Origin of the sequence: Leclercia sp. G3L, from assembly GCF_021117075.1 — a bacterium.
GTDB lineage: Bacteria > Pseudomonadota > Gammaproteobacteria > Enterobacterales > Enterobacteriaceae > Enterobacter > Enterobacter adecarboxylatus_C.
Genome location: NZ_CP088265.1, coordinates 2,182,148 through 2,201,919 on the forward strand (window position 1 = coordinate 2,182,148; position 19,772 = coordinate 2,201,919).

Annotated in this window: 18 protein-coding genes and 5 tRNA genes; 17 read left to right on the forward strand and 6 right to left on the reverse strand. The window is 55.2% G+C overall.

What is annotated here, in order from left to right; translation table 11 throughout:
* Nucleotides 1-63 precede the first annotated feature (63 nt).
* The 5 genes from gutM to srlA form a co-directional block, all read right to left on the reverse strand.
* On the reverse strand, nucleotides 64-423 hold the full coding sequence (gene gutM, locus LRS40_RS11915; protein WP_103180888.1) for a transcriptional regulator GutM: 360 nt from the start codon (nucleotides 421-423) through the stop codon (nucleotides 64-66).
* An 83-nt stretch (nucleotides 424-506) separates the two neighbouring features.
* The gene (gene srlD, locus LRS40_RS11920; protein WP_142486894.1) at nucleotides 507-1,286 is read right to left on the reverse strand and encodes a sorbitol-6-phosphate dehydrogenase; all 780 of its coding nucleotides are present in this window, start codon (nucleotides 1,284-1,286) and stop codon (nucleotides 507-509) included.
* 15 nt (nucleotides 1,287-1,301) lie between these two features.
* On the reverse strand, nucleotides 1,302-1,664 hold the full coding sequence (gene srlB, locus LRS40_RS11925; protein WP_231313770.1) for a PTS glucitol/sorbitol transporter subunit IIA: 363 nt from the start codon (nucleotides 1,662-1,664) through the stop codon (nucleotides 1,302-1,304).
* Nucleotides 1,665-1,676: 12 nt separating this feature from the next.
* Nucleotides 1,677-2,636, reverse strand: a complete 960-nt coding sequence (locus LRS40_RS11930; protein WP_231313771.1) for a PTS glucitol/sorbitol transporter subunit IIB — start codon at nucleotides 2,634-2,636, stop codon at nucleotides 1,677-1,679.
* Nucleotides 2,633-3,196, reverse strand: a complete 564-nt coding sequence (gene srlA, locus LRS40_RS11935; protein WP_156264509.1) for a PTS glucitol/sorbitol transporter subunit IIC — start codon at nucleotides 3,194-3,196, stop codon at nucleotides 2,633-2,635. The genes LRS40_RS11930 and srlA overlap by 4 nt, the downstream gene beginning before the upstream one ends.
* 269 nt (nucleotides 3,197-3,465) lie before the next feature.
* Here srlA and mltB point away from each other — a divergent pair, with 269 nt between their 5' ends.
* From mltB to LRS40_RS12020, 17 genes are all read left to right on the forward strand, one after another.
* The gene (gene mltB / locus LRS40_RS11940; RefSeq protein WP_231313772.1) at nucleotides 3,466-4,560 is read left to right on the forward strand and encodes a lytic murein transglycosylase B; all 1,095 of its coding nucleotides are present in this window, start codon (nucleotides 3,466-3,468) and stop codon (nucleotides 4,558-4,560) included.
* Nucleotides 4,561-4,735: 175 nt separating this feature from the next.
* Nucleotides 4,736-5,233 carry a nicotinamide-nucleotide amidase gene (gene pncC / locus LRS40_RS11945; RefSeq protein ID WP_142486889.1) on the forward strand — a complete coding sequence of 166 codons (498 nt, stop codon included), beginning with the start codon at nucleotides 4,736-4,738 and terminating at the stop codon, nucleotides 5,231-5,233.
* 87 nt (nucleotides 5,234-5,320) lie between these two features.
* Entirely contained in the window at nucleotides 5,321-6,379 is a 1,059-nt protein-coding gene (gene recA, locus LRS40_RS11950; protein ID WP_142486888.1) for a recombinase RecA, read from the forward strand.
* A gap of 82 nt (nucleotides 6,380-6,461) precedes the next feature.
* Nucleotides 6,462-6,962 (forward strand): recombination regulator RecX, encoded by a 501-nt coding sequence (gene recX, locus LRS40_RS11955; RefSeq protein ID WP_142486887.1) that lies wholly within the window; start codon nucleotides 6,462-6,464, stop codon nucleotides 6,960-6,962.
* Nucleotides 6,963-7,093: 131 nt separating this feature from the next.
* Complete coding sequence (gene alaS, locus LRS40_RS11960) at nucleotides 7,094-9,721, forward strand: alanine--tRNA ligase (protein ID WP_231313773.1); 2,628 nt, start codon at nucleotides 7,094-7,096, stop codon at nucleotides 9,719-9,721.
* Nucleotides 9,722-9,962: 241 nt separating this feature from the next.
* Nucleotides 9,963-10,148, forward strand: coding sequence for a carbon storage regulator CsrA (gene csrA, locus LRS40_RS11965; RefSeq protein ID WP_000906486.1), 186 nt, complete (start codon nucleotides 9,963-9,965; stop codon nucleotides 10,146-10,148).
* Between the two features lie 342 nt (nucleotides 10,149-10,490).
* Nucleotides 10,491-10,583, forward strand: a tRNA-Ser gene (locus LRS40_RS11970).
* Nucleotides 10,584-10,587: 4 nt separating this feature from the next.
* Nucleotides 10,588-10,664 (forward strand) — tRNA-Arg (locus tag LRS40_RS11975).
* Nucleotides 10,665-10,860: 196 nt separating this feature from the next.
* Nucleotides 10,861-10,937, forward strand: a tRNA-Arg gene (locus tag LRS40_RS11980).
* A gap of 65 nt (nucleotides 10,938-11,002) precedes the next feature.
* A tRNA-Arg gene (locus LRS40_RS11985) sits at nucleotides 11,003-11,079 on the forward strand.
* A 65-nt stretch (nucleotides 11,080-11,144) separates the two neighbouring features.
* Nucleotides 11,145-11,221 (forward strand) — tRNA-Arg (locus LRS40_RS11990).
* 259 nt (nucleotides 11,222-11,480) lie between these two features.
* Nucleotides 11,481-12,047, forward strand: coding sequence for a fructose-1-phosphate/6-phosphogluconate phosphatase (yqaB, locus tag LRS40_RS11995; protein ID WP_231313774.1), 567 nt, complete (start codon nucleotides 11,481-11,483; stop codon nucleotides 12,045-12,047).
* Entirely contained in the window at nucleotides 12,044-12,472 is a 429-nt protein-coding gene (locus tag LRS40_RS12000; protein ID WP_142486884.1) for a YqaA family protein, read from the forward strand. Before yqaB ends, LRS40_RS12000 begins: the two co-directional genes overlap by 4 nt.
* A 71-nt stretch (nucleotides 12,473-12,543) precedes the next feature.
* The gene (gene gshA, locus LRS40_RS12005) at nucleotides 12,544-14,088 is read left to right on the forward strand and encodes a glutamate--cysteine ligase (protein WP_142486883.1); all 1,545 of its coding nucleotides are present in this window, start codon (nucleotides 12,544-12,546) and stop codon (nucleotides 14,086-14,088) included.
* A gap of 152 nt (nucleotides 14,089-14,240) precedes the next feature.
* Nucleotides 14,241-14,756, forward strand: coding sequence for an S-ribosylhomocysteine lyase (luxS, locus tag LRS40_RS12010; protein ID WP_142486882.1), 516 nt, complete (start codon nucleotides 14,241-14,243; stop codon nucleotides 14,754-14,756).
* Between the two features lie 228 nt (nucleotides 14,757-14,984).
* A complete protein-coding gene (locus LRS40_RS12015) occupies nucleotides 14,985-15,353 on the forward strand; it encodes a hypothetical protein (protein WP_231313775.1) in 369 nt (122 codons plus the stop codon).
* Between the two features lie 74 nt (nucleotides 15,354-15,427).
* Nucleotides 15,428-18,148, forward strand: coding sequence for an FKBP-type peptidyl-prolyl cis-trans isomerase N-terminal domain-containing protein (locus tag LRS40_RS12020; RefSeq protein ID WP_231313776.1), 2,721 nt, complete (start codon nucleotides 15,428-15,430; stop codon nucleotides 18,146-18,148).
* 60 nt (nucleotides 18,149-18,208) lie between these two features.
* On the opposite strand, the gene emrB is transcribed toward LRS40_RS12020, so the two are convergent.
* Nucleotides 18,209-19,756 carry a multidrug efflux MFS transporter permease subunit EmrB gene (gene emrB / locus LRS40_RS12025; RefSeq protein WP_142486879.1) on the reverse strand — a complete coding sequence of 516 codons (1,548 nt, stop codon included), beginning with the start codon at nucleotides 19,754-19,756 and terminating at the stop codon, nucleotides 18,209-18,211.
* Nucleotides 19,757-19,772: the final 16 nt, after the last annotated feature.

Here is a 19,772-nt window from a genome sequence, read left to right on the forward strand (position 1 = left end):
AGGCGTTGAGTTCCTCAGGTTGCGAAATGATAATTTCGCAAGCTTATAGCGTTCAGAACGAAATTATCCATGTTTCAATTTAAGCGCTAATGATAGTGCATCCTGACAGAGTGAATCATTGGGAAAGATCACATCAGGCTCTAATTCCTGCAGCGCCGTGCCGTTAATCGCTGCAATTTTCACCGGTCGGGCAAAGACCGTCAGCCCACGCATCATCAATGAGTCACAGACCCGGTGATTATCGTCCAGCGCAATGGCGACAATCACCCGCGGTTTAAAGCGCCCGCCGGAGCGGCCCACGCCCACGCGGCCTTTCTGGCAGAGGGCGTCGAAGGCGCGGTTAAAGCGGTGGATTTGCCAGCCGCCGAGCGCCAGCTGGCACAGCCAGGCGATAACGGCGACGGTGATGAGAGTGGTGACCATATCAGCTCCTTAATTGCCGGGCGGCGCTTCGCTTGCCCGGCCTACGATTAATCTTCCTCTCCCTGTGGGAGAGGGGAATAAACTCAGAACATCACCTGCCCGCCGGTGATGTTAATCGACTGTCCGGTGCAGTAGGAGGCTTTCGGGCTGGCATAAAACAGCAGCATATTCAGCACGTCCTGATAGTCACACCCGCGCTTCAGGGGCACTTTGTCAATGTAATACTGCTCCACTTGATCCGCCTCGATGCCCAGCTTGGTGGCATATTGTGGCAGCAGGGACTGGAACATCGGCGACTTCAGCAGGTTGCCCAGCATCAGCGAGTGCACGGTAATGCCGTACTCCGCCAGATCCAGCGCCAGAGACTGGGTCAGCCCCACGCCGCCGAACTTGGCCGCGCTGTAGCCGGAGTTGTGCTTGCTGCCCACCTTGCCGGATTTAGAGTTGATCTGAATGATGCGCCCGGCGATACCGTCGCGGATCATCAGACGCGAGAACTCCCGGGCGCAGAGGAAGTAGCCCACCAGGTTCACCTGCAATGAGCGATCGAAATCCCCCAGCTCCACGTCGCTGATAAACGCCGCTTTGGCGATCCCGGCGCTGTACACCAGCAGATCGACGCGGCCAAAGATCTCATTCACCCCGTGCGACAGCGCCATTACGCTCTGCTCACTGGTGGCGTCGGCGCCAAAGCCGTACGCCTTGCCTTCACCAAATTCCTGGTTGATCTCGCTGGCGACCCGGGCGGCTTTTTCGCTCTGAATGTCCACCACCGCCACGCGATACCCTTCTGCGGCCAGCCCGCGGCAGAGATATTCCCCTAAGGTTTGTCCCCCGCCAATGACAACTGCAACCTGTTCCATGTTTCTCTCCTTTAATTACGCCACAAATTTCAGTACACAACCGGCTGCCACCGCCTGCGGAACCGGCCCGGCAACGTGCACGGTGCCCGGGTATTCCGCTGCGGTCTGGCCATCAAAACGCAGGGTGATATGCCCCAGCTCGCGCAGGTTTTGCTCTGCGACATCACCCACCGCCGTCACCGGATAGCGCGCGTCGCCCAGCGTGAGCTGGCTGCCCGGCCGGAGCTCGCCGCTTAGCTCGCCGTGACAGTGGATAAAACAGAACTCCTCGATATCCGCCGGCGCCCCTTCACGGAAGGTGATCAGCATCTGGTCGCTCAGGGCATCCGTGGCGCTCTGGCCAATGCGGGTAATGGTGGTCTGGTAAATCACGGTCATCACGAAGTCCTCTTATTGATAAATAAAGCCAGAGACGAACCAGGCAATCAGTACGGTTGGCGCGCCGGTCAGGAAGCGGCTCACCAGCACGGAAGGAACGCCGACGCGCACGGTGTCCTGGCGCGCTTCGGCCAGCGACAGCCCCACCGGGATAAAGTCGCAGGCGGCCTGGGCATTAATGGCAAACAGCGCGGGCAGGGCGAGGTGCGGGGGAATATTGCCGAGCCCAATCTGCACGCCAATCAGCACGCCGATCACCTGGGCGATCACCGCCCCTGGGCCGAGGAACGGCGACAGCAGCGGGAAGGAGCAGATCAGCGCCAGGGTCACCAGCCCGAGCGGATGGCTGGCCAGCGGGGCGAGGCCGTGGGCGATCCAGTCTCCCAGGCCGGAGGCCATGATGATGCCGATCAGCGCCGAGACGAAGGCCATAAACGGCAGGATGGTTTTCAGCACCGTGTCGATGGTGTCGCGCCCGGACTGGAACAGTACCGCCACCGCAGAGCCCATCCCCATCCCGACTTTCGCCAGCAGGCCGTCGCTCTGCTCGGTGATCTTTTTACTGGTGTCATACTCGCGCGGCGCGCTCTTCTTCGCCGGGGCGGCACCCTCTGCCAGGGTGATGTTCTCCTCTTTCACCCCGGAGACGTAAATGTCCTCCACGATATACTGCGCCAGCGGGCCGGATTTGCCCGTTGAATGGATATTGACGGTGGGAATGCGCCGTTTCGGGTAGATGCCGCAGCGCAGGGTACCGCCGCAGTCGATCACCGCCACGCCGATCTCCGCTTCCGGCGGCTCGCCCTCCTTAAAGCCATCCACCGCGTCCCAGCCGGTGAGTTCGCGCAGCTTGTCGACAATCGCCGGACGGGTGCCTGCGGTGATATAGACGATCTTCTTCTCAGTGGTCGCGTCGAGCTCCAGCGGGCCGCCCCAGCCGCCCACGCCTTTTTCAATCCGGATACGGGTCATGCTGTGGCTCCTGCAAGCTGGACTTTCTGTTCAAGCTGGATGCCCATTTTCTTTTCGAAAATGGCGGTGGTGAGATCGGTCACCCAGCCGCGGAAGAAGTTGGTCACCAGGCCGACCAGCAGGTAACTCACCGCCAGCGGGCCGAGCGGCAGGCCGAGAGTAGTCAGCCCGCTGGCGATCCCCAGATAGACGAACAGCTCGCCGGGATTGATGTGCGGAAACAGGCCGTTCATCGAGTGGCAGCTGTAGGACGCCGCGGCGTAGTAGCTCGGCTTGTAGCGCTCGGGCATAAAGCGCCCGAGGCTCAGGGTCATCGGGTTACAAAACACGAAGGTGCCGATGCAGGGCAGCAGCAAATAGCGGGAGACCGGATTACCGGCGCAGCGCTGGGCCAGTTTTTCGATCCGATGCTGACCAATAAAGTTGATCAATGCATTCATGATCACCAGCAGGCTGATCAGCAGCGGCAGGATCCCGGTGACCATGCTGGTAAAGACCTCGCCACCTTTCTGAAACAGCCCGATAAACCACTCGGCGCCGTGGGTGATGGTTTCTATCATTGTTTTCTCCTGTAGGGTGAGTTCATCTCTGACGGGTCAATAATAATCACTTTGAAAGGTATTAAAGTGTTAAACAGATCTCACAATGAAAGAAAAATGGATTATTTTGAAAGATAATAGGAAAGGCGAGAGGGACGTGGTTGAGAAGAGGACGAATTTGTCTTTAGGCAGCGTAAAGATTTTGCCCTGCGGGTTCGCATCTCTTCCTTGAGGTGTCCCGGATGCTTTACCATACTTGCCACTTATCGAATTCGTTGAATGGATGTCTCATGCTCAAGCGTCGTTACGCAGCCATACTGCCTGCGCTTATCCTGCTCTCTGCCTGCAGCAGCAAACCTAAGACCGAAGAGGTCCAGCAACAAACGGCGGGCGTACTGTCCGGCGGCTTCCTGCTGGAACCCCAGCATAATGTGATGCAGATGGGGGGCGACTTTGCCAACAATCCCGCGGCGGAACAGTTCATCGACAAAATGGTGAGCAAGCACGGCTTTAATAAAGCCCAGCTGCAGGAGATCCTCTCCCAGGCGAAACGTCTGGATTACGTGCTGCGACTGATGGATCGTCAGGCCCCGACCACCCAGCCACCGGCCGGGCCGAACGGGGCCTGGTTACGCTATCGCAACCAGTTTATTACCCCGGACAACGTGCAGAATGGCGTGGCGTTCTGGAACCAGTATCAGGACGCGCTGACCCGCGCCCAGCAGGTTTACGGCGTGCCGCCGGAGATTATCATCGGGATTATCGGGGTAGAAACACGCTGGGGCCGCGTGATGGGCAAAACCCGCATTCTGGATGCGCTGGCGACCCTCTCCTTTAACTACCCGCGCCGGGCAGAGTACTTCTCCTCCGAGCTGGAAACGTTCCTGCTGATGGCGCGCGACGAGCAGGACGACCCGCTTGATCTGAAGGGCTCCTTTGCCGGTGCCATGGGCTACGGCCAGTTTATGCCGTCTTCCTATAAGCAGTATGCGGTTGATTTCAACGGGGACGGGCACATCAACCTGTGGGATCCGGAAGATGCGATTGGCAGCGTCGCCAACTACTTCAAAGAGCATGGCTGGACGCCAGGTCAGCCGGTGGCTGTAATGGCTAACGGCCAGGCGCCAGGGCTGGAGAACGGCTTTAAAACCAGCTATACCCCGGCACAGCTGACGGCCGTAGGGTTAATGCCGCAGCAGCCGCTGAGCGGTAACCAAAAGGTCAGCCTGCTGCGTCTGGATATCGGCACTGGCTATCAGTACTGGTACGGTCTGCCGAACTTCTACACCATCACCCGCTATAACCACAGCACGCACTACGCGATGGCGGTCTGGCAGCTGGGGCTGGCCGTGGCGCAGGCGCGGGCGGCATCGCCGTTCAGTTAATACTGTCTCTTCCTGGCGAAAAAGTGAGTGGCGTTGTTCCACTCACTTTTTATTCTTAACCGCTCGGCCTGCTTAATTTTTTTCTGAAGCGCCCTCGTAAAACCTTCACCTCACCCTCATATCTACCGACTAAAGTGCTATCTTGTGCTGCACGTTTTTAAGGAGTCAAAACGCTATGACTGACCATGAATTGATGCAGCTCAGTGAGAGGGTAGGGCAGGCGCTGAAACAGCGCGGTGCGACGGTCACTACGGCGGAGTCCTGTACCGGCGGGTGGGTGGCAAAAGCCATCACCGATATTGCCGGCAGTTCCGCCTGGTTTGAACGCGGGTTTGTCACCTACAGTAATGAAGCAAAAGCGCAGATGATTGGCGTCCGTGAACCCACCCTCATCGAACATGGCGCGGTCAGCGAACCGGTCGTCATTGAGATGGCGATTGGCGCCCTGCGTGCCGCCCGGGCGGACTATGCTATCTCTATTAGTGGCATCGCCGGGCCGGACGGCGGCAGCGCGGAAAAGCCTGTCGGGACGGTCTGGTTTGGCTTTGCGACGGCGCAGGGCGAGGGCGTTACCCGTCGGGAATGCTTCAGCGGCGACCGCGAAAGCGTGCGTCGTCAGGCCACCGTTTATGCGTTAAAAACGCTCTGGCAACAATTTCTACAAAACACTTGATACTGTATGAGCATACAGTATAATTGCTGCAACAGAACAGAAATCCAAGGTGAAGCGCAGTTGTTTCACCCGGCATGAGAGGAAAAAATGGCTATCGACGAAAACAAACAGAAAGCGTTGGCGGCAGCACTGGGCCAGATCGAAAAGCAATTCGGTAAAGGTTCCATCATGCGCCTGGGTGAAGATCGTTCCATGGATGTAGAAACTATCTCCACCGGTTCGCTTTCTCTGGATATTGCACTGGGTGCTGGCGGCCTGCCTATGGGTCGTATCGTAGAGATCTACGGGCCAGAATCCTCCGGTAAAACCACCCTGACCTTACAGGTTGTGGCGGCTGCACAGCGCGAAGGCAAAACCTGTGCCTTTATCGATGCTGAGCACGCGCTGGATCCGGTCTACGCACGTAAACTGGGTGTTGATATCGACAACCTGCTCTGCTCCCAGCCGGATACCGGTGAGCAGGCACTGGAAATCTGTGACGCGCTGGCGCGCTCTGGCGCAGTAGACGTAATCATCGTCGACTCCGTTGCAGCACTGACGCCAAAAGCAGAAATCGAAGGTGAAATCGGTGACTCTCACATGGGCCTCGCGGCACGTATGATGAGCCAGGCGATGCGTAAGCTGGCCGGTAACCTGAAGCAGTCCAACACGCTGCTGATCTTCATCAACCAGATCCGTATGAAGATTGGTGTGATGTTCGGTAACCCGGAAACCACCACCGGTGGTAACGCGCTGAAGTTCTACGCCTCCGTGCGTCTGGATATCCGCCGTATCGGTGCCGTGAAAGACGGTGAGAACGTGGTGGGTAGCGAAACCCGCGTGAAGGTTGTGAAGAACAAGATTGCTGCACCGTTTAAACAGGCTGAATTCCAGATCCTCTACGGCGAAGGTATCAACTTCTACGGCGAACTGGTTGACCTGGGCGTGAAAGAGAAGCTGATTGAAAAAGCGGGCGCTTGGTACAGCTACAACGGCGACAAGATTGGTCAGGGTAAAGCGAACGCTATCTCCTGGCTGAAAGAGAACCCGGCGGCAGCTAAAGAGATCGAGAAGAAGGTGCGTGAGCTTCTGCTCAGCAACCAGGATTCTAAACCGCAGTTCGCTGTTGATGGCGAAGGCGTTGAAGAAACCAACGAAGATTTCTGATAAACAGATGTAATAAACAAGGGTCGCTTAGTGCGGCCCTTTTTGCTTTTTAATTTTTGCTTTTATTGCAGCAGGTTTATCTATGAATGAATCCACAGCACGTCGTCCGGCTTATAACCGTCTGCTGGATCGGGCGGTACGCATTCTTGCTGTTCGTGACCACAGCGAGCAGGAACTGCGCCGCAAACTCGCCGCGCCGGTAATGAGCAAAAACGGGCCAGAGGCTATCGATGCCACGGCAGAAGATTACGATCGGGTCGTTGCCTGGTGCTATGAGCACAGCTATCTGGACGATACCCGTTTTGTCTCACGCTTCATCGCCAGCCGCAGCCGGAAAGGCTACGGTCCGGCGCGCATCCGCCAGGAGCTTAATCAAAAAGGTATCCCGCGTGAAACCAGCGAAAAGGCGATGCGTGAATGCGAGATTGACTGGTGCGAGCTGGCGCGGGAACAGGCTGTCCGGAAGTATGGGGAACCTTTGCCGCGTGAGTTTTCAGAAAAAGTCAAAATCCAGCGCTTTTTGCTTTATCGCGGCTTCCTGATGGAGGATATTCAGGATATCTGGCGTAATTTTACCGATTGAACGCATGCGGGATTTTACTTCCCTTTAAAGAAAACTTATCTTATTCCCACTTTTTTCAGTAGCTGGTCCGTCCAACAAAGATTGTGTAGTGACCGGCTGTGACATTTCGTTAGCTTGATTTCAGGATAATTATGAGCAAGAGCACCGCTGAGATCCGACAGGCGTTTCTCGATTTTTTCCATAGTAAGGGACACCAGGTTGTTGCCAGCAGCTCCCTGGTACCGAACAACGATCCAACTTTACTGTTTACCAACGCCGGGATGAACCAGTTCAAGGATGTCTTCCTGGGTCTCGACAAGCGTAATTATTCTCGCGCAACCACCTCGCAGCGCTGCGTGCGTGCGGGCGGTAAACATAACGATCTGGAAAACGTCGGTTACACCGCACGTCACCACACCTTCTTCGAAATGCTGGGTAACTTCAGCTTCGGCGACTATTTCAAACATGACGCTATCCAGTACGCATGGGAACTGCTGACCGGTGAAAACTGGTTCAACCTGCCGAAAGAGCGTCTGTGGGTTACCGTCTACGAAACCGATGACGAAGCCTATGAGATCTGGGAAAAAGAAGTGGGTATCCCGCGCGAACGCATTATTCGCATCGGCGATAACAAAGGCGCTCCGTACGCGTCTGACAACTTCTGGCAGATGGGTGACACCGGCCCATGCGGTCCGTGTACCGAAATCTTCTACGATCATGGCGATCACATCTGGGGCGGCCCTCCGGGCAGTGCAGAAGAAGACGGCGACCGTTACATTGAGATCTGGAACATCGTCTTCATGCAGTTCAACCGTCAGATCGACGGCACCATGGAGCCGCTGCCTAAGCCATCCGTGGATACCGGTATGGGTCTGGAGCGTATTGCCGCAGTACTGCAACACGTCAACTCCAACTACGACATCGATCTGTTCAGCACCCTGATTAAGTCTGTTGCCGAAGTGACCGGCGCAACCGACCTGAGCAACAAATCCTTGCGCGTTATTGCCGACCACATCCGTTCCTGTGCCTTCCTGATTGCTGACGGCGTGATCCCGTCGAATGAAAACCGTGGCTACGTGCTGCGCCGTATCATTCGTCGTGCTATCCGTCACGGCAATATGCTGGGCGCGAAGGACACCTTCTTCTACAAACTCGTTGGGCCACTGGTTGGCGTGATGGGCGCAGCTGGCGACGAACTGAAACGTCAGCAGGCGCAGGTTGAACAGGTTCTGAAAACCGAAGAAGAGCAGTTTGCCCGTACTCTGGAACGTGGTCTGGCCCTGCTGGACGACGAACTGTCGAAGCTGAAAGGCGATACCCTGGATGGCGAAACCGCCTTCCGTCTGTACGACACCTATGGCTTCCCGGTTGACCTGACGGCTGACGTCTGCCGCGAGCGCAACATTAAAGTTGACGAAGCGGGCTTCGAAGCCGCCATGGAAGAACAGCGCCGCCGCGCGCGTGAGTCCAGCGGTTTTGGTGCCGACTACAACGCGATGATCCGCGTTGATGGCAGCAGCGAATTCGAAGGTTACGAGCATCTCGAAACCAACGGCAAAGTGACTGCCCTGTTTGTTGACGGCAAGGCCGTGGACAGCATCAGCGCGGGCCAGTCTGCGGTTGTGGTTCTGGACAAAACCCCGTTCTACGCAGAATCAGGCGGCCAGGTTGGCGATAAAGGCGAGCTGAAGGGCAGTGATTTCAGCTTTACCGTGAACGACACGCAGAAATACGGTCAGGCAATCGGCCATCAGGGTACGCTGGCATCCGGCATGCTGAAAGTGGGCGAGGGCGTTCAGGCTATCGTTGACGAAGCACGCCGCGCACGTATCCGTCTGAATCACTCCGCGACGCACCTGATGCACGCCGCGCTGCGCCAGGTTCTGGGCACGCACGTTGCGCAGAAAGGCTCGCTGGTAAACGACAAAGTGCTGCGCTTTGACTTCTCCCATTTCGAAGCGATGAAACCGGCGGAAATCCGTGCGGTGGAAGATCTGGTGAATGCCCAGATCCGTCGTAACCTGCCGATCGAAACCAACATCATGGATCTCGACGCGGCGAAGAACAAAGGCGCAATGGCCCTGTTCGGTGAGAAGTATGACGAACGCGTACGCGTACTGAGCATGGGCGATTTCTCCACCGAGCTGTGTGGCGGTACGCACGCCAGCCGTACGGGTGACATCGGTCTGTTCCGCATTGTGTCCGAATCCGGTACGGCGGCAGGCGTGCGTCGTATCGAAGCGGTCACCGGCGAAGGCGCGATTGCGCTTCTGCATGCAGAGAGCGATCAGCTGCACGACATCGCGCAGCTGCTGAAGGGCGACAGCCAGAACCTGGGCGAGAAAGTGCGCAGCGTGATGGAACGTACCCGTCAGCTGGAAAAAGAGCTGCAGCAGCTGAAAGAACAGGCCGCCGTTGCCGAGAGCGCAAACCTCTCCAGCAAAGCGGTTGAGATTAACGGCGTCAAACTGCTGGTCAGCGAACTGGCTGGCGTTGAGCCGAAAATGCTTCGTACCATGGTCGACGATCTGAAGAACCAGCTCGGTTCAACCATCATCGTTCTGGCAACGGTAGCGGAAGGTAAGGTTTCTCTGATTGCGGGCGTATCTAAGGACGTGATCGATCGTGTGAAAGCAGGGGAACTGATTGGTATGGTCGCTCAGCAAGTGGGCGGTAAAGGCGGTGGTCGTCCGGACATGGCGCAAGCCGGTGGTACAGACGCAGCAGCTCTTCCAGCGGCGCTGGCCAGTGTTGAAAGCTGGGTAAGTTCTAAACTGTAATAATTACAAAGCGTACACAGACGCCATAACGACACCGTTATGGCGTACTGCGCTCTACGCTATCGATAATGATAAAGTCAGGTTGAGTTTGTGTATATCGGCTAAACTTACGTTTAACAGATTGTGATGCCGTGACTACCTACACATTACGTGTTTGTCATCGCTTACTTTTTGGCGTTATATGATGGATAATGCCGGGATACAAGAGACCCGACTCTTTTAATCTTTCAAGGAGCAAAGAATGCTGATTCTGACTCGTCGAGTTGGTGAGACCCTCATGATTGGGGATGAGGTCACCGTGACAGTTTTAGGGGTAAAGGGCAACCAGGTACGTATTGGTGTGAACGCCCCTAAAGAAGTCTCTGTTCATCGTGAAGAGATCTACCAGCGTATCCAGGCTGAAAAATCCCAGCAGTCCAGTTACTGATATTATCGCGTCTCGCTGTCTGGCGAGACGCAACCCTCCTGATATATTCCTTGTCAAAAGTTACCGTTCGATTTCAATTGCTCTCTTTTTAACCTTCTGTCACACCCTTTCTCTGTCCGCCATCCCTTTTATACCCCTACATAACTGCCAGCAGGCCTGCAAAATCCGTTTATAAAACACCCTCTTTGCGGGTTTTACATGCGAATTGCCTGTGATTTGTGCAAACGATAAAAGCTTGTGGAAAATTGTTTGACTTATAGGTCCCAGAAAGTAATATATGCGCCACGCAGCGACGAGAAGCTTTTAACGAGTTACTCGAAGCACTCGAAAGAGGCGTTGTGTGGTGAGGTGGCCGAGAGGCTGAAGGCGCTCCCCTGCTAAGGGAGTATGCGGTCAAAAGCTGCATCCGGGGTTCGAATCCCCGCCTCACCGCCATTTTGCATCCGTAGCTCAGCTGGATAGAGTACTCGGCTACGAACCGAGCGGTCGGAGGTTCGAATCCTCCCGGATGCACCATATTCTCCGAGATAGCAGTTAAACTGTTGTTTCATGTTCTGCGAGATAATCGCAAGCACCAGGGAGGATAGCGTTGCTTTAGCAACGACCCGTAGGGCGAGGCGCAGCCGAGTAATACTCCCGGATGCACCATCTATTACTTCATATTGCTTTCGAAGTGATATGAGTATCGAGTAGTACAGTAGTAAATCCTGATGCATCCGTAGCTCAGCTGGATAGAGTACTCGGCTACGAACCGAGCGGTCGGAGGTTCGAATCCTCCCGGATGCACCATCTTTTACTTTGTGTTGCTTATGAAGCAATACTGAGTATCAGCAGTAACAGCAGTAAATCTCGATGCATCCGTAGCTCAGCTGGATAGAGTACTCGGCTACGAACCGAGCGGTCGGAGGTTCGAATCCTCCCGGATGCACCATCTTTTACTTTGTGTTGCTTATGAAGCAATACTGAGTATCAGCAGTAACAGCAGTAAATCCTGATGCATCCGTAGCTCAGCTGGATAGAGTACTCGGCTACGAACCGAGCGGTCGGAGGTTCGAATCCTCCCGGATGCACCATATTCTCCGAGATAGCAGCCATACTGTTATTTCATGGTCGGCGAGATAATCGCAAGCACCAGGGAGGATAACGTTGCTTTAGCAACGGCCCGTAGGGCAAGGCGCAGCCGAGTGCATCCTCCCGGATGCACCATCTCTTCTTGTCACCCCCCTCTGATGTTTAGTTCTTAATCACTCTCATTGTTATCACTTCGCAATCAGCGACAAAAACCGCCATTTACGATAAAGTAACGTTTTGTAATCCTTCTGCGAGAGCACGATGTACGCACAGTATGACGGTTTGATCTTCGATATGGATGGCACCATCCTGGACACCGAGCCAACGCATCGTAAAGCCTGGACTGATGTCCTCGGCCGTTACGGAATGCGTTTCGACTTACAGGCGATGATTGCCCTCAACGGATCCCCCACCTGGCGTATTGCGCAGGCCGTGATTGAACTGAATCAGGCCGATCTCGACCCCCATCTGCTCGCGCGTGAAAAAACCGATGCGGTAAAAGCGATGCTGTTAGACACCGTGCGCCCTTTGCCATTAATTGAAGTGGTAAAAGAGTGGCACGGACGTCGTCCGATGTCGGTCGGGACGGGCAGTGAGAGCGCGATCGCAGAGGCACTGCTCAACCATCTTGGCCTGCGCCACTATTTTTCTGCCGTTGTCGCCGCCGATCATGTTAAAAACCACAAGCCCGCCACGGACACCTTTCTGCTGTGCGCAGAGCTTATGGGTGTGCCCGCGGCCAGGTGCGTCGTATTTGAAGATGCCGACTTCGGCATTCAGGCAGCGCACGCTGCCGGCATGGATGCGGTGGACGTTCGCTTACTGTGAGTGACCTGCTGTCACTGACCTCACTCTTCGCCAGCAGTTTTTTAAGCGCCACTCTCCTGCCGGGAAATTCGGAAGTGGTACTGGTGGCGATGCTGTTGTCCGACGTAAGTCAGCCCTGGTTGCTCGTGTTAATAGCAACAATGGGTAATAGCTTTGGAGGGCTGACTAACGTTATTCTTGGGCGATTCTTTCCGCTACGCAAAACATCGCGCTGGCAGGAAAAGGCAGTCGGCTGGCTAAAACGCTATGGGGCTGCCACGCTTTTACTAAGCTGGATGCCGGTAATCGGTGATTTACTGTGCCTGCTGGCGGGATGGATGCGCATCTCCTGGGGGCCCGTGCTCTTTTTTTTATGCCTCGGCAAGGCGCTGCGCTACGTTCTCGTGGCGGTTGTGACTTTACAGGGCATGACGTGGTGGCACTAATTGGACTGTTTGTGACCATGAACCATTACAATTATGCTAAATAAAATGATTTTGACAGGCGGGAGGTCGAATTGATCCCGGACGTATCACAGGCACTGGCCTGGCTGGAAAACCACCCTCAGGCTCTGAAGGGTATTCAGCGTGGTCTTGAGCGCGAAACGCTGCGCGTTAACGCGGATGGCAGTCTTGCAACGACGGGCCATCCACAGGCGTTGGGTTCAGCGCTGACCCATAAGTGGATCACGACTGATTTCGCTGAAGCGCTGCTTGAGTTCATCACCCCGGTCGATGGCGATATTGACCACATGCTGAAAATTATGCGTGATATTCACCGCTACAGCGCCCGCAATCTGGGTGATGAGCGTATGTGGCCACTCAGCATGCCTTGCTATATCGAGCAGGGCCAGGACATTGAACTTGCGCAGTACGGCACGTCAAATATTGGTCGTCTGAAAACGCTCTATCGCGAAGGGCTGAAAAACCGCTACGGCGCGCTGATGCAGACGATTTCTGGCGTGCATTATAACTTCTCACTGCCGATGGCATTCTGGCAGGCGAAGTGCGGCGAGACGGACAAAGAGGCGATCTCTGCGGGCTACTTCCGCCTGATCCGTAACTACTATCGCTTTGGCTGGGTCATTCCGTATCTGTTCGGCGCATCGCCGGCGATTTGCTCCTCGTTCCTGCAGGGCAAACCGACCACGTTGCCGTTCGAGAAGACCGATTGCGGCATGTATTACCTGCCGTACGCGACCTCCCTGCGCCTCAGCGATCTGGGTTATACCAATAAGTCGCAAAGCAATCTCGGAATTACCTTTAACGAATTGCACGAGTATGTGGCAGGATTGAAGCGGGCGATCAAAACGCCGTCGGAAGCGTACGACGAAATCGGGCTCGAGAAAGACGGTAAGCGCCTGCAAATCAACACTAACGTTTTGCAGATTGAGAACGAACTTTACGCGCCGATCCGTCCAAAACGTGTCACCCGCAGCGGCGAGACGCCGTCAGATGCTCTGCAACGCGGCGGTATTGAGTACATCGAAGTGCGCTCCCTGGATATCAACCCGTTCTCACCGATTGGTGTGGATGAGCAGCAGGTACGCTTCCTCGATCTGTTTATGGTCTGGTGCGTACTGGCGGATGCGCCAGAAATGAGCGCTGACGAACTGCTCTGCACCCGCACCAACTGGAACCGGGTGATCCTCGAAGGGCGCAAACCTGGCCTGACGCTGGGCATCGGTTGCCAGACGGCGCAGTTCCCGTTACAGCAGGTGGGTAAAGATCTGTTCCGCGATCTGAAGCGCGTCGCCCACACGCTGGACAGCGTTTACGGTGGGGAAGAGTATCAGCAGGTTTGCGATCGGCTGGTCGAAAGCTTTGATAATCCTGAGCTGACATTCTCGGCGCGCATTCTGCGTTCTATGATTGATCAGGGGATTGGCGGTACAGGTCGTGCGCTGGCGGCAGAGTATCGCGATATGCTGCAGCAGGAGCCGCTGGAGGTGTTAAGCGAAGCCGATTTTGCGGCGGAGCGCGACGCGTCAGTGGTGCGTCAGAGAGAGATTGAAGCGGCGGATACCGAGTCGTTTGCCGATTTCCTGGCGAAACAGGCCTGACAGAAAAGAAAAAGGCCACATCTCTGTGGCCAAAATAACATCTCTGAAGAACAGGGATGATGATAACAAATGCGCGTCTTTCATATACTCAGACTCGCGTTGAAAAGAAGAGTTCATTTTTTTTAAAAAAAAATCACTATCGGAGGTGACGTATGCCGTTATTAGATAGCTTTACTGTCGACCATACCCGTATGGAAGCACCAGCTGTACGCGTTGCGAAGACCATGCATACCCCGCACGGCGACACGATCACCGTTTTCGACCTGCGCTTCTGCGTACCTAACAAAGAAGTGATGCCGGAAAAAGGTATTCACACTCTGGAGCACCTGTTTGCCGGTTTCATGCGCGATCACCTGAACGGCAACGGCGTTGAGATCATTGATATCTCCCCAATGGGTTGCCGTACCGGTTTCTACATGAGTCTGATTGGCGTGCCTGAAGAGAAACGCGTCGCAGATGCGTGGAAAGCTGCGATGGAAGACGTGCTCAAGGTAAAAGAGCAGAACCAGATCCCTGAGCTGAACGTTTACCAGTGCGGTACGTACCAGATGCACTCTCTGGAAGAAGCCCAGGAAATTGCTCGTCATATTCTTGAGCGTGACGTTCGCGTTAACAGCAACGAAGAGCTGGCGCTGCCTAAAGATAAACTGCAGGAACTGCACATCTAGCAAATTACCCGGCCCTCAGCAAGGAGTGTGCCGGGTAATATTAGTTTCTTTATAAATTCCTAAAAGCCTATCTCTCGTTGTGCATCCTTCTCTTTCTCTCTATTATTGCAATCAACGCATGATAGTTATTTATATATATTATATTTATGGATGATATGTTGGCGCTCATTCACTGTAATTATAGATGCGTTAATATTTCATGGAATAGATAATAATTCAGAGGGATTTATGAAAGTTTATTTGACTGGCACCGCGATTCTTTTTTCCGCTCTTCTCCTGTCTGCCTGCAGCTCTAAACCCGTTACAACGCCTATCGCCAAAGCGCCCGCTGAGCGCAAGCAGGAGGTGCAGTGCTACCAGGAGTTCTCCGCGCTGCAAAAGCTCGATCCGGCGGCATATGAGTCCTATCGTAAGCAATTTGATAATATTAATAAAAACTATAAAATTTACGAATCGAATAAATCTCTGGTTGATAACAACGCTTCAGAAGTTATGCTGACCGAAATTAATAAAAAACTGTCGCTGGTATGCGTAAGGATTCGTAATACGGTTTATACCAACATGATGAACCGTGCCAATGAAATGAATAAGTTATGAATAAATACTTTAGCGCAGCATTGTACTGCGGATTGTTATTATCGGGTGGAAAAGCATTTTCAGCCGGAACGGATTTGTTGGAACGTTTAAATAACGAAAAAATTATCGGCAACGGTTCAACCAATCCTTTCATTGCCTCAGAAGCCAACACGAATCCCCCGGACGCGGCGCCGCCGAAAGCAGAGCCAGCCCGCCCGTCGGCGCGTGCCGTGCCCGATAAAAAAGACAAAGCCATTGCAGTAGACCAGGCCAAACTTTCCCGCCTCACCGAGGCGCTTCGCCAGGCTAATGCCACCATCACCGGATTAGATAAACAGCTGAGCGCGGTAGAAAGCGAAAAGTCGTTACTGGAACAGGCTGTTGCCGACGAGAAGGAGCGCGTCGCGGAAAAGGAGCAGGCAATCGCCCGATTTAAATCACAGCCGGAAGGCAGTGCACAAAAACTTGCCGTCGAAAGCCTTATCGCGACGTTGCCGAAGCCAGCTGGCGTCGATCAACAAAAATATGCCGAACTGGCAGAGCAACTGCGTAACGCCAACGTACAACGCGCCGAACTGACTAAAGCCCTGAGCGAGCTGCAGGTACAGAAAAATGCGCTGGATACGCAGTTGAGCGCTCTCAAGGCGAACAACGCCCAGGCTATCGACGTGGCGAAAGAGCTCGACGCCTTAAAAGCCCAGCTGTCGGCGCTGAATCTGCAAAAAGTCACCCTGGAAACCCGGCTGGCCGAACAGGAAAAAGTGTTCAGCAGCGAAAAGACAAAGGCTGAGATTGCCCAGAACCAGCTGGAGGACGCCAAAAAAGTTATCGCCTCGCAGGAGTCCCAGCTGGCCGCGCAGAAGAGCAGCGCCGGAAGCGACAAAGAGAAGCTGCTTCAGGAGCTGACCGACCTGCAGACGCAGAAGAAAGCGCTGGATACTCAGCTGGCCTCCCTGAAAGAAGCCACTGCGAAAAACGCGGCTCTGACCAAAGAGCTGACCGACCTGCAGGCCCAGAAGAAGGTGCTGGATACCCAGCTGGCCGGGCTGCAAGAGACCCGCGAGAAAAACGCCACCCTGACCAAAGCGCTGGCCGATCTGCAAACGCAAAAGAATGCGCTGGACGCACAGCTCGCCACGCTCAAAACAAGCAGTGACAAGAGCACTGGCGCGGTGAAAGAGCTCGACGCCTTAAAAGCCCAGCTGTCGGCGTTGAATCTGCAAAAAGCCACCCTGGAAACCCGGCTGGCCGAACAGGAAAAAGTGTTCAGCAGCGAAAAGATAAAGTCTGAGGTTGCCCAGAACCAGCTTGAGGACGCCAAAAAAGTCATCGCCTTGCAGGAGTCCCAGCTGGCCGCGCAGAAGAGCAGCGCCGGAAGCGACAAAGAGAAGCTGCTTAAAGTGCTGACCGACCTGCAGGCGCAGAAGAAAGCACTCGATACCCAGCTGGCCTCCCTGAAAGAGGCCACTGCGAAAAACGCGGCTCTGACCAAAGAGCTGACCAACCTGCAGGCCCAGAAGAAGGTGCTGGATACCCGGTTGGCCACGCTGAAAGCGGCCAATGAGAAAAGCGCCGCGCTGGCGAAGGAGATGGCTGACCTGCAGACGCAGAAAAAGGCGCTGGAAACAGAGCTGGCCGGGCTGAAAGAGACCCGCGAGAAAAACGCAACCCTGACCAAAGCCCTGGCCGATCTGCAAACGCAAAAGAATGCGCTGGACGCACAGCTCGCCACGCTCAAAACAAGCAGTGACAAGAGCACCGGCGCGGTGAAAGAGGTGGATGCCTTAAAATCCCAGCTGTCGGCATTAAACCTGCAAAAAGCCACACTGGAAACCCGGATGGCCGAGCAGGAAAAACAGCTTAAAAGCGAGAAGTTCAAGGTCGATATTGCCCAGAACCAGCTGGAGGACGCTAAAAAAGTCATCGCTTCACAGGAATCCCTGTTGGCGCTTCAGAAAAATAACGTGGGCAGCGAGAAAGACAAAAGCGGTGCGCTGGTCACCCAGCTGGCTACCGCCGGGAAAGAGACGGCGGAGCTGAAAAAGCAGCTGGCTCTGCTCCAGACGCAAAAAGCCTCGCTTGAGGAGCAGCAGAAAACACAAAGCGCCTCTCTGGCAACGCTGACAGCCGAAAACCAGAAGCTGAAAGAGAGCCAGTCTGCACCAGCAAAAGAGGGCGCGGATAAGCAGCGGATGAAGATCGATAAAGCTGCGGCAAAAGATACCCTGACCAGCTACGCCATTGGCACCTGGTATGGCGATGCGGCAGGGCGTGAGAAGAGCAAGCTCGACGGGCTGAACAAAAAGCTCGATCTCAACGCCTTTATGCAGGGCTTTGACGATAAGGTAAACAATAAGCTCCAGCTGACACCCGCTGCGCTTTCGAAGGAGCTGGCCGCGCTGGACCAGGTACAGAAAAAGCAGTTTGTCGCGACGCAAAGCGAAAATGAAAAGCAGAGTAAAGCGATCATGACTAAGGCGGCGAATGAGAAGGGGGCCAAGCGACTGCCGGATGGCGCCATCTACCGGGTGATTCAGCAGGGTGAAGCACCTCTGGTTACGGGCAAGAATGAGATCATTACCGAAATTGATGAGGTGTTGGGCACCGGAAAAGTGATGTCCAGTAAAGAGGTTCGCGCCAGCCGAGTTAAAGACTTACCGCCGCTGTTCCAGACGGTAGTGAAAAAGCTCGGGCTGGGCGGGGAGGCAAAACTGCATATTCCTGCGAAGCAGGCCTACGGTGAAGCGGGCGTTCCCGGTTTTGTACCGCCAGGCACGGTCTCGATCATTACGATTAAAATTATCGGCATTAAGTAAGCTTAATCGCTACCATAAAAAAACGGATCTGCATGCAGATCCGTTTTTCTTTTCAGCCGGTTAGTGGGCGCCACCGCCTCCGCCGCCCGCGCCGAATGGCGGTTTGGCGAACCATATTAGCCCTAATAGCACAATGAACACGCCCGCCGATAGCCAGAAAATCTCGTTAGCCGAGATGATCAGCCCCTGCGCGGTGATCTGCTGCGCTATCCAGCCCGAAGCCTGCTGCTCGGTCATGCCCATCCCCTGCAGCTGGCTGTAAACCTCCTGCGCCTGCGGATTGAACACGTTCACCGATTCAGTCAGCTGCGCATGGTGCAGCGACTCGCGGTTGGTCCACATGGTGGTGGTCATCGAGGTACCGATGGAGCCCGCCAGGGTACGCATAAAGTTCGACAGACTGGAGGCCGCCGCCATCCGTTCCGGCGGCAGGCCGGAGAGGGTGATGGTGGTCAGTGGCATAAAGAAGCAGGCTACCGCAAAGCCCTGAATGAACTGCGGCCACGCGGAGGCACCAAAGTCCATGCCCGGCTCAAAGGTATAGGCGCGCCAGTAGAAGCACACCGCATACATAATGAAGCTGAAGGTCACCAGCCGACGCATATCCAGCTTATGGGCAAAGCGGCCGATGATCGGCGACAGCAGGACCGGGATCACCCCGACTGGCGCTGACGCCAGCCCCGCCCAGGTGGCGGTATAGCCATATACCTCCTGCAACAGCTGCGGCAGCAGAACGATAGCGCCGAAGTAGAGCATGTAGGCAAGGCTGATACACAAACAGCCTATGGTGAAGTTGCGCGACTTAAACAGCGATAAATCGACTATCGGGTTGTCATCCGTCAGCTCCCAGACAATCAGGAAGCTTAGCGCCACCACCGCCACGACCGTCAGGACGATGATCTCCTGCGAGGCGAACCAGTCCAGCTCTTTCCCGCGGTCGAGCATGATCTGCAGGCTGCCGATGCCCAGCACCAGCAGCGCCAGCCCCACGCCATCAATACGCCGTTGTTCGGTGCGGGTTTCGCGGCCGCGCAGCGACTGCAGGGTCAGCAATACCACCACCGCGCCAATCGGCACGTTGATAAAGAAGATCCAGCCCCAGTGGTAGTTATCGCTGATATAGCCGCCCAGAATCGGGCCGCAGATCGGGGCGACGATCACCGTCATCGACCACAGCGCCAGCGCGATGGAGCGTTTGGCCGGCGGGTAGTTGTTGAGGAGCAGACTTTGCGACAGCGGGATCAGCGGTCCGGCGACAATCCCCTGGATCACGCGGAAGAAGATCAGCATGGTCAGGCTGCTGGACATCCCGCACGCCCAGGAGGCAATAACAAAGGCGATGGTCGACCAGAGGAAGAGTTTTACTTCCCCGACGCGCTTTGCCAGCCAGCCGGTAATCGGGATGGAGATGGCATTCGCCACCCCAAACGAGGTGATCACCCATGTCCCCTGGCTCAGGGATGAGCCAAGGTTCCCGGCGATGGTCGGGATCGCCACGTTCGCGATGGTGGAGTCCAGCACCTGCATGAATGTCGCCAGCGACAGCGCAATGGTCATGATGACCAGCTGCGCGCCTTCCAACGGTTTTTGCGGTTTTTGCTGCTGCATAACGCTCACCTTCGGA